This is a genomic window from Mannheimia kashgarensis (assembly GCF_041807705.1).
Lineage (GTDB): Bacteria > Pseudomonadota > Gammaproteobacteria > Enterobacterales > Pasteurellaceae > Mannheimia.
Genome location: NZ_JBGTYY010000012.1, coordinates 46,069 through 56,245 on the forward strand (window position 1 = coordinate 46,069; position 10,177 = coordinate 56,245).

Here is a 10,177-nt window from a genome sequence, read left to right on the forward strand (position 1 = left end):
GTAGTAGGGATAAAAAGGAGAAATAATGTCAAAACAAACCATCGTATTAGCCTTAGGCGGTAATGCATTAGGCAATAATTTAGTAGAGCAGCGTGAAGCCGTTGCAAAAACAGCGAAAGTGATTGTGGATATCTTACAACAGGGTAAAAATATTGTGATTACCCACGGTAATGGACCGCAAGTGGGGATGATCCAGCGAGCAATGGATGATTTCGCCAAGAGTTCAGGCGATGAAATTCCATTACCCACCAGTGTTGCAATGAGTCAAGGTTACATTGGCATTGATTTACAAAATGCGATTAAGTATGAATTGGTTACTCGTGGTATTGAGCAGAAAGTCAGTACAATTTTGTCGCAAATTGAGGTTGATCCAAAAGATGCTGCATTCCAAAATCCAGACAAACCAATAGGCAGATTTTTAACTAAAGAAGAAGCTGACGAGCTAGAAGCAAAAGGTATTCGCACAATGGAAGACGCTGGGCGTGGCTATCGTATTGTGGTGCCTTCGCCAAAACCAAAACGTATCCGTGAGCTGGAAACTATTAAAACATTAGTGGAAGCAGGGCATATTGTAATTACTTGTGGCGGTGGCGGTATTCCTGTCGTTGCTGATGAAAATGGTCGATTAGTGGGTGTAAATGCTGTTATTGATAAAGACAACGCCAGCTCGCTATTGGCTGAAAAACTTAATGCCGACTATTTAGTTATCTTAACTGCTGTGGAAAAAGTGGCTATCAATTGGGGTAAACCAAACCAAGAGTGGCTTTCTGATTTAAGCACGGAACAGGCTCGTCAATATATTGCAGAAGAACAATTTGCGAAAGGCTCAATGCTGCCGAAGGTGGAAGCTGCATTGAAATTCGCAGAAAGTGGCGAAGGGCGTAGAGCATTAATCACATTGTTAGATAAAGCGGCAGAAGGTATTGCAGGCGAAACAGGTACGGTGATTTATTCGTAAATTTGAATGAATTTGTAGGGGTTAATTGCAATTAGCCCCCTACAAAATATAATGACAAGCGGTCATTTTTCTTCATTTTTTTTGCAATTAGCTTGTTTAAACATAAGAACATTGGAGTTCAACTATGAAATTAACAAAATTAGCGGTAATCACATTATTAGCGACTTCTCTATCAGGCTGTGGAACACTTTTATCATTCGGCGTAGGAGATTGCTTCCCTTATTCAGGCGTGAGAGCGAATGCTGAACTGATGTCTGAACCTGGCCCAGATGGTCCAGCTCTTACTGCATTAGGTATAGTTGATATGCCTTTTAGTTTAGTTGCAGATACGGTACTGTTACCTGTTACGGCAATTTGTGCTATTTCCAATTAACAAGCGGTAATTTTTTTCAATTTTTTTGTAATTAGGTTGTTTTAAACAAAATGGATATTCCAGTGAATTTTTTTATGTGGTTTATGGCGTTATTGCCGATTATTACATTGGTTATTTTAATGGTTAAATTCCAATGGGGAGCAACAGAAGCTGCTCCTGTTGGCTTGCTTATTACCATTTTTACGGGGTTATTTCTTTATCAAGCGGATATTCCATTAATCGCTATTGAATCAGCAAAAGGCATTTGGAATGCATTAGTGATTCTCTTGATCGTCTGGACGGCTGTGCTGATGTACCAAGTCAGCGATGGGGCAAAAGCTTTTTTAGTCATTCGTGCTGGAATGAGTAAATTGTTCCCAAATGAACTCTTGCTTGTGATGACAATGGGCTGGATTTTTGAAAGTTTCCTACAAGGTATCACAGGTTTTGGTGTGCCTGTTGCGGTGGGTGCTCCACTATTAATTGGGATTGGTGTTCGTCCATTATGGGCGGTAGTATTGCCATTGTTCGGTCAGGCTTGGGGTAATACTTTCGGTACTTTAGCGGCAGCGTGGGACGCATTAGCCGTTTCAGCAGGTTTAGAAGTTGGCAGTGATGATTATTTCCTCACCGCACTTTGGTCTGCTGCCTTTTTATGGTTCTGGATTGTAGTAACAGGCTTAGCCATTGCGTGGTTCTATGGTAGAGGCAAAGCGCTGAAAAAAGGCTTAGTAGCCACCTTAATTATTGCCACTATTCAAGGTGGTGGCGAATTGTTACTTAGCCAAGTGAATACCACAATTTCTGCCTTTATTCCTGCGTGTTTGTCGATTTTAGCGATTGTGCTTATCAGCAAAATGAGTATGTATAAAGAAGTCTGGCGTGTGGAAGATAGCCCAATTATGGATAGAACCAAAACCACTGAAAATGAAGAATCCTTGCCAAATATGAATTTACTGCAAGCCTTTATTCCGTATATTGTGCTATCAGTAATGACATTGGCAATTCTTGTTATTACGCCAGTGAATCAGTTCTTATCACAATTTAAATTTGGCTTTGCATTCCCTGAAACAGTAACAGGTTATGGTTTTGTGAATAAGGCGTACGAATCTTACTCACCAATTGCTATTTTCACTCACGCAAGTATATTCTTATTTGTATCATCGATTATTGGCTTGATTTATTACCAACGTAAGGGCTGGATAGCCAAAGCAGGAACAAGAGCAATTTTTGCAAAATCTATCTCGATGACAATGCCATCAGGCATTGCGGTAGTAGGCTTAGTGATTATGTCTAAAATTATGGGCGGAACAGGGCAAACGGCGGTGTTAGCTCAAGGAATGGCGAGCGTATTAGGCAAATCTTATGTGATTTTATCGCCATTTATAGGCTTCTTAGGTACATTTATGACAGGCAGTAATATGAGCTCAAACATCTTATTTGGTGATTTCCAAATGACAACAGCAAAATTACTTAATGCAAATTCAGCGGCAATTTTGGGGGCTCAAACCACAGGTGGCGCAATCGGGAGTGCGATTAGCCCAAGTAAAATTATTTTAGGAACAACAACGGCGAATATTTTAGGTAAAGAAGGCGATGTAATGAAAACGATCATCTGGATCACCTTACTACCAACTTTATTAATTGGTGTTGTAGCCTATTTTGCTTCACTTTAGGAGAGGATAAAAAATGGCAAACTCATTTTTAAAAACCAAAGCAGGCAAAATGACCTTAGCTTTTATTGCAACGCTATTGGCATTTTTCTTAATTATGTTAGGTATTGACCAAGCTAATAACACCTTTATCCATATCGGATTTGTAGTAATGGTGGCAGCGATGGTTTATTCGCCTATTGATGTTTTTATCCTCAATCGAAAAAAATAACGTAGCGCGAATTGTTATTCGCCTATCAAAAAAGGAATATAAAATGGAAAAAATTACAGAACGTATTACGCAAAATTTAGAAACATTAAAACAATTTACCGCTACACCGGGTAATGGTTGTACCCGTTTACCCTTTACACCTGAGGCAAGAAATGCGGTCAATTATTTAAGAGATTTAATGGTGGAAGCCGGGCTTCGTGTAAGAGAAGATGAAGCCGGCAATATTTTTGGGGTATTAGAAGGGGAGCAACCTGATTTACCCTGTGTGATGTCAGGCTCTCACTATGATAGTGTACTTCACGGTGGCGATTATGATGGTATTGCAGGTGTAATTACGGCACTTGAAACGGCTCGTTTATTAAAAGACAGCGGTAAAAAATTTAAACGTAACTTTGTAGTTGCAGGCTTTAATGATGAAGAAGGTATGCGTTTTGGCACAGGGTATTTCGGCTCGGGGGCAATGCTCGGGCTTCGTGATGCGGATTATTGCAAAAAATTCTTAGATAAAGATGGCATCTCAATTTACGAGGCAATGCGTAACTACGGCTTAGATCCAGAAAAAGTGCAAAATGCGAAATGGGAAGAGGGCTCAATCGGTCATTTTATTGAAACCCATATTGAGCAAGGCCCTGTGTTAGAAAATCACGGTCTTGAAATTGGTTTAGTAACAGGTATTGTAGGCTTACACCGCCATATGTTTACCGTTCACGGGCGAGCGGATCACGCTGGCACAACCCCAATGGATATGCGTTTAGATGCGGTTGATGTTGCCACCAAAGTTATCTCTAAAATTGCAGATTGGGCAAGAGAGAAAGATGATGGCACAGTAGCAACGGTTGGTTATATGAGCGTTCTACCGGGGGGTATTAACATTGTGGCAGAAAAAGTGATCTTTAGTGTGGATATCCGCTCATTAAATATGGCAAATATTGAAGATATTGCTGAAAAAATTGATGCTGCATTAGCCGAAGAAACCGCAAAAATTGGTTCAACCTTTGATAAAGAGACAAAATTGATTATTCAACCGGTCAAGCTCTCTGAAAAAATGCTGGATATTTTAGAAGAATCAACCAAAGCATATCAATTTAGCTATAAACGCTTGCCGAGTGGAGCAGGGCACGATTCATTAGAAATCGGGCAAAAAATCCCAACGGTAATGATTTTCGTACCAAGCAAAGAGGGCAGAAGCCATACGCCGGTCGAGTTTACCGAGTATCACTACTTCGCCAAAGCTGCCGTATTGCAACAAGAGTTGGTGGAAAAACTATTAGACGAATAATGTTGTGAAACAGGAACAAGTTGCAAAATTTTATAAAAAATTGACCGCTTGTTCCTGTTTAACGAGCTTAGAATTTTACTAAAACCATAACTACAAGGAGTATTCGACTATGTACGATCTCGTTCTTAAAAATGGGAAGATAGCTTTATCCGATGCCGTATTTGACGGCAATATTGCGGTCAAAGCAGGAAAAATTGCCGCGATTTTGGAAGACGGCACTGTTCCTGAAGCCAAGGAAGTAATTGATGTGAAAGGCAACTTCATTTTTCCGGGGGCGATAGATACCCACGCTCACTTAAACGATCCGGGTTATGAATGGCGTGAAGATTATGCTCACGGCACAGCAGCCGCTGCAGTAGGTGGCTATACCACCATTATTGATATGCCATTGCAAAATGAGCCAGCTTTAACAGACGGTAAAATTTTTGATGCCAAAATTGCGAAAGTATCGCCAAATGCTTATGTGGATTACTGCTTTTGGGGCGGCTTAGTGCCAAGTAATTTTGAGCATTTAAGTGAATTAAATGATAAAGGCTGTGTGGCGTTAAAATCCTTTATTGGCCCTGTTTCGCCTGATTATGCTTCGCTCAACTATGGTCAAACCGTTGAAGCAATGGAAATTATCCAAAAATTCGGCGGACGTGCTGGCTTCCATTGTGAAGATTTTTCTACCATCAAATGGCAAGAGCAACGAATGAAAAATGAAGGTCGATTAGACTGGAGAGCTTTCCTTGACTCCCGCCCACTTATTGCAGAAATGCTTGCCACTATTAATATTATCGAAATTGCGAAAGCCACCGGCTGTAAAGCTCACATCTGCCACGTTAGCCACCCAGACGTTGCTCAAAAAATCAAAGAAGCCCAACAAGAAGGCTACGATATTACCGCAGAAACCTGTGCCCACTATCTCTGTTTTAGTGAAGATGATGTGATTGAAAAAGGTGCGTTATTCAAATGTGCTCCACCACTTCGGAGCAAAGCAGATGTCGATCGTTTATGGGATTATGTGGTTGATGGCACATTCAGCGGTATTGGCAGCGACCATTCTCCTTGTTCTTACGATGAAAAGTACAATGAAATTTTAGGTCAAAAAATTGAAAATGTGTTTGATGTGTGGGGCGGAATTAGTGGCATTCAAAGCTGCGTACAAGTGGCGTTCTATGAAGGCTGTGTAGAACGTGGTGTATCGCCAACCGTGCTTGCTAATGCAATGGCGAAACTGCCAGCTAAAGCATTCGGAATTTACGGTCAAAAAGGCGATATCCAAGTGGGTTTTGATGCAGATTTTACCATTATCGATCCAAACAAAGAGTGGGAAATCAAAGCAGAAGATTTGCAATATGTAAATAAAATCTCGGCGTATATCGGCAAAAAAGGAAAAGGTTTACCTGTTTATACCATTGTAAGAGGAAAAGTGATCGCCCAAGATGGCAGGCTCACCGATAGCAAAGGTTTTGGTAAATTCATTCGTAAAACAGAAGGAGCATAATTATGTTGGATAACAAAGAACTCAGCCCTGAGCTGGCAAAAGAGGTCAATGTCGATCTTCAGCCAACCCAAGAGCGTATTATGGATAACTTCTCCTATTGGGCAAGCTTCTTGGGCGGTTGTGTGTCTATCGGTACATTCTCAATGGGAGCAAGTCTGATTGGGGCTTTGACCGTAAGCCAAGCTATTCTGGCGATGGCGATAGGTTGTATTGTGATTGTTATTGGCTTAGTGCTGATTGGGAATGGCGGTCATAAATATGGTATTCCGTTCCCGATTCAACTGCGTAGCTCTTTTGGTGTAACTGGGGTAAAAATTCCGGGGATTTTGCGTGGCGTTCCCGCAATCGTTTGGTTTGGTTTCCAAAGCTGGGTGGGTGCAGGTGCAATCAATATGTGCTTAAAGCTGCTATTTGGTTTTGATAACTTACCTGTTATTTATGTGCTATTCACCTTATTACAAGTAGGTCTATCTATTAATGGCTTTAAAGGGATTAAATGGCTAGAAAATGTTTCGGTCGTGTTCCTAATCGGTATTCTTGCCTATATGCTATATGTGGTAAATACCAAATTCTCAGTTGAAATTGGCGACCGTTTTGCCAATATTGAGGGCTCTTGGGGAATGCCATTATGGGCGGCAACGACGGCTTTCTTGGGTATTTATTCAACAATGATATTAAATGCCTCAGACTATTCACGTCACGTTAAAAAAGGCACAAGCTCAACCACAACAGGGGTAATTTATGTGCTATCGATTCTCCCTGTGACCCTATTTATGGGCTTAATCGGCTTATTAGTTACCGCAGCCACAGGTAATAGCGACCCAATTGAAGTATTTGCCACCGCAATGGATAATAAATTCTTAACCGTCATCACTTTATTATTCATCGCTTTCGCACAGGTAACCACAAATGTGTTGAATAATATTGTTCCTCCATCATATATTTTAATGGACGCCTTTAAAATGAAATGGTCGCACGCAACAATTTTAGTTGGTATTCTTTCTATGTGTGTAATGCCTTGGAAATTGGTAACAGCAGAATCAGCAGATGGATTATCACTCTTCATAAAAATTTACTCTGCGTTCTTAGGCCCAATTTTTGCGGTAATGGTGGTGGATTACTACATCTTAAGAAAACGCACCTTAAACGTGAATGATTTATATAACAAAGAGGGGATTTTCAAAGGTATCAACTGGGCAGCGGTAATTGCGATTGCAATCGGATCACTTTGCTCATTAATCGTAGTTGATCTTTCTTGGTATGTAAGTCTAATTCCTTCTGGTTTAAGCTATTACATTTTAATGAAAGCCTTGAAAAGTTCAGCATCTTTCCGTAAAGGAACTATCTTAGAATAAATAAAAAAGTGCGGTCAAACTTTGCTAAGTTCTGACCGCACAATATTATTTAAACTCTTTCATCATCTTTTCAAGCGTTTGACAATTCTTCTGAAATCCCCGACAGCAAGTACACATCATTAAATGAATTTTGAGCTGTAATTGCTGTTTAAAAGTCAATTTTTGTTCGCAAGAGAGCGAAATCAATTCGGTATGTTTCTTACAATTTAACATCTTATTTTTCTCCAAACCATTTTTGCGTTAAGCAGACTTGCAGTTGTAACCTCGCCCGATAGAGCAGGGTATGTAGGTTGGCACTGGAAATCTCGCACTCTCGACAGATCCCTTCTGTCTCCATCTCCAAATGGGTTCGCATCATAAATACACGGGCTTGGCTCGGTGGCAGGTGGTTTAAACAGAGGTCGAACACTTGCCAGAACTGCTCGGAATAGGCTTGACTGTCGGTGTTTTTCCATTCGGAAGATTCGTAAGCATCACGATCCCATATACCGTTCTCGTGGAATAGTTTTTCACTGAGATCTTGTTCTTCTTGCTCAACCAGTTCGGAAACTGCCACCATTTTGCCTTTGGCTTTCAGTAGATCAACAATCTTGTTTTTCAAAATCGCAAACAGCCAAGTTTTTAATGCACTGTCGCCCTTAAAACTTTCGGCATATTTATACGCATTGACAAAGGCTTCCTGCACCACATCTTCGGCGAGATCGCTTTGCTTTAAATGTAAAAAGGCAAATTTCACCATTTGCAGACGAATTTCTTCCAACTGTTGCGGTGGGATTTGCCGTAAAACGGGTTCGGTCATTGTTGTCCTTTTGTAAAAATTTTGGGGAAATTAACCGCTTGTAATCATAAGGTATAAAAAACTTCCCCTTTTAGTAAAGCAAGATGTCAAGTTCTATCATACCAGTAGGGACAGATATAGTACCCACAAACGATATTAATTTACGGGCGGGCACTGGACCCGCCCCTACACACGAACATTATTCATTTATTTAGAACTTAAACTCGCTTTTCTTAAAGAGGGAAATCCACTCATCTTAATCTTCAAATTCGCCTTCTGAATGGGAGATTGGATAAATCACTTCCGCATTCACCCATTTTTCCCAAATCTGACGCAAGACGGCTTTCAAACTGGGGTTTTGGTCGAGAAATTCACTGAGTTCGGCGAACAAGCCATTGAGGGAATTTTCGCCCTCTTGCAAGGAGCTGAGTAAGAAGAAATCCAGCTCTTCCAGCGTGTTGTAGTAAATCCCAAACTCTGCGTCCCGCCAGACTAACACATTGGTCTCGCCCTCTTCAAACTGCTTGAAATCGCTACGCAAAAAATTAGTAGCATATTGACGCAGTTCGGCTGTGCCAGAGAATTGCATTACGGTGTCATTATCCCACTCAAATTCACTTGGCACGGTTGCCATTGAGACTTCCGCCAGCAGTTGAGCATTTTCAAAGTCCATCAGCTCCAACAGATGCGGGGCGAAACAGCCATTTTCTCGGCAGAACAGCAGAAATTCGCCGGCGATGTCTTGGAAAAACGGCGAGTGAGCTTTGCCCTCCCGCACAAATTTTTCTTTGACTTCCGTCCATTCTTCACGGCTGATGTGTTGCGGTAGTTCCACATAACAGCGGTCAATAAAACCGAGTGTGTTATTACGCACAAGACGGGAATAGACACCTAATCGCTGTGGCGAAATGTTACCGCTCATTAAGCTCACATCGTTGTGGCGAATGGCGTTGGCAAATTCCGCTTGGGTCTCTTTGAGTGAAGGTTTATGTTCTTCAACCAATTTAAGCGGCATTTTGTAGCCCCGTTTTTGCATATTTTTGCTGTAAGCTCGCAATGTGCTGAACTTCATCAATCAGCTCTTGGAACGGAGGGAAGTTAAAATCCCGTTCAAGCAGTGTTGGTGGAATATGTGGTAAGCGTTCGTAGGTGTATTCCAGCAAGTCCCACACGGTTTTTTGCACCGCTTCACCGTGTGTATCAACCAGTAAAGTCGGCAGATGACGCAGTTCGCCTTTCACCATATTAAAGGATTCGCCTTCGGTGATTTTCACCTCTTCCGCCGCACCGTGATCTTCATCGTGGCCGGCAATGTGAATGTAATTCACCCGTTTTTTATCTACTTTATCGATGAATACGAACGGATCTAACAAGCCGTGATTTACGCCATTAACATAGATGTTATTCACATCGAGGTGAATACCGCAATCCGCTTCTTGGGCAATTGCATTTAAGAACTCGACTTCATTCATTGTGCTGGTTGGCGAATGCAGATAGTAGGAGGTATTTTCCAGCGAAATTTGCATACCGAGATAATCTTGCACCTGTTTGATCCGATTTGCAACGTGATGTACCGCTTCATCGGTAAACGGCATTGGCAGTAAGTCGTATAGATGACCTTCGCATTCGCAGTAGCTTAAATGGTCTGAGAAGAAGAACGAATTGTACTGCTGTTGCATCGTTTTAATCCCTTTCAGCAATTCCATATCCAACGGAGCCTGGCCGCCGAGTGAGAGAGATAACCCGTGAATAATCACCGGGATTTTTTCAGCCGCTTTATCGAAGTTATAACGAGCCTGACCACCCATTTTCAGCCAGTTCTCCGGCGACACTTCCATAAAGTTAATAATTTTGTGGTCTGTCAGTGATAAAAATCCGTCCGCCAAATCACGGCGGTAGCCTAAGCCTGCACCTGTAAATTTCAGCATCGTTGTTTCCTTTAATTTGCAAAAAATTGGGGGCTGTCCTAGATAACGACTAAAACTTCCATTTAGGTTAAGATAACCCTATGAGAAAAAGTCGTCTAAGTCAGTACAAACAACATAAACTCATAGAGCTGTTTGTAGCAGGCGTAACCGCTCG

The 10,177-nt window shown here is 41.4% G+C and carries 11 protein-coding genes and 1 pseudogene; 8 read left to right on the top strand and 4 right to left on the bottom strand.

The window, feature by feature from the left end:
• Window positions 1-25: 25 nt before the first annotated feature.
• The 7 genes from arcC to ACERCF_RS06750 all read left to right on the top strand — a co-directional run bounded on the left by arcC (window position 26) and on the right by ACERCF_RS06750 (window position 7,317).
• Window positions 26-958 (top strand): carbamate kinase, encoded by a 933-nt coding sequence (arcC, locus tag ACERCF_RS06720; protein WP_373625070.1) that lies wholly within the window; start codon window positions 26-28, stop codon window positions 956-958.
• 124 nt (window positions 959-1,082) lie between these two features.
• Entirely contained in the window at window positions 1,083-1,331 is a 249-nt protein-coding gene (locus ACERCF_RS06725; RefSeq protein WP_373625071.1) for a YceK/YidQ family lipoprotein, read from the top strand.
• Window positions 1,332-1,393: 62 nt separating this feature from the next.
• Window positions 1,394-2,986 (top strand): L-lactate permease, encoded by a 1,593-nt coding sequence (locus ACERCF_RS06730; RefSeq protein WP_373611672.1) that lies wholly within the window; start codon window positions 1,394-1,396, stop codon window positions 2,984-2,986.
• Between the two features lie 13 nt (window positions 2,987-2,999).
• Complete coding sequence (locus tag ACERCF_RS06735) at window positions 3,000-3,194, top strand: hypothetical protein (protein ID WP_373611673.1); 195 nt, start codon at window positions 3,000-3,002, stop codon at window positions 3,192-3,194.
• Between the two features lie 43 nt (window positions 3,195-3,237).
• Window positions 3,238-4,473 (top strand): M20 family metallo-hydrolase, encoded by a 1,236-nt coding sequence (locus ACERCF_RS06740; RefSeq protein WP_373611674.1) that lies wholly within the window; start codon window positions 3,238-3,240, stop codon window positions 4,471-4,473.
• Window positions 4,474-4,582: 109 nt separating this feature from the next.
• Entirely contained in the window at window positions 4,583-5,962 is a 1,380-nt protein-coding gene (gene allB, locus ACERCF_RS06745; RefSeq protein WP_373625072.1) for an allantoinase AllB, read from the top strand.
• Window positions 5,963-5,964: 2 nt separating this feature from the next.
• Complete coding sequence (locus tag ACERCF_RS06750; RefSeq protein ID WP_373625073.1) at window positions 5,965-7,317, top strand: NCS1 family transporter; 1,353 nt, start codon at window positions 5,965-5,967, stop codon at window positions 7,315-7,317.
• Between the two features lie 45 nt (window positions 7,318-7,362).
• Here ACERCF_RS06750 and ACERCF_RS12530 read toward each other — a convergent pair whose 3' ends face one another.
• The 4 genes from ACERCF_RS12530 to ACERCF_RS06765 all read right to left on the bottom strand — a co-directional run bounded on the left by ACERCF_RS12530 (window position 7,363) and on the right by ACERCF_RS06765 (window position 10,020).
• Complete coding sequence (locus ACERCF_RS12530) at window positions 7,363-7,530, bottom strand: anti-sigma factor family protein (protein WP_472853090.1); 168 nt, start codon at window positions 7,528-7,530, stop codon at window positions 7,363-7,365.
• Between the two features lies 1 nt (window position 7,531).
• Entirely contained in the window at window positions 7,532-8,116 is a 585-nt protein-coding gene (locus ACERCF_RS06755) for a sigma-70 family RNA polymerase sigma factor (protein ID WP_373625074.1), read from the bottom strand.
• A gap of 235 nt (window positions 8,117-8,351) precedes the next feature.
• Window positions 8,352-9,110, bottom strand: coding sequence for an HvfC family RiPP maturation protein (locus ACERCF_RS06760; protein WP_373625075.1), 759 nt, complete (start codon window positions 9,108-9,110; stop codon window positions 8,352-8,354).
• Window positions 9,100-10,020 (bottom strand): HvfB family MNIO-type RiPP peptide maturase, encoded by a 921-nt coding sequence (locus tag ACERCF_RS06765; protein WP_472853091.1) that lies wholly within the window; start codon window positions 10,018-10,020, stop codon window positions 9,100-9,102. Before ACERCF_RS06765 ends, ACERCF_RS06760 begins: the two co-directional genes overlap by 11 nt.
• Window positions 10,021-10,103: 83 nt before the next feature.
• On the opposite strand from ACERCF_RS06765, the pseudogene ACERCF_RS06770 reads away from it, so the two are divergent.
• A pseudogene (locus ACERCF_RS06770) lies at window positions 10,104-10,177 on the top strand (IS1595 family transposase); the annotation flags it as partial.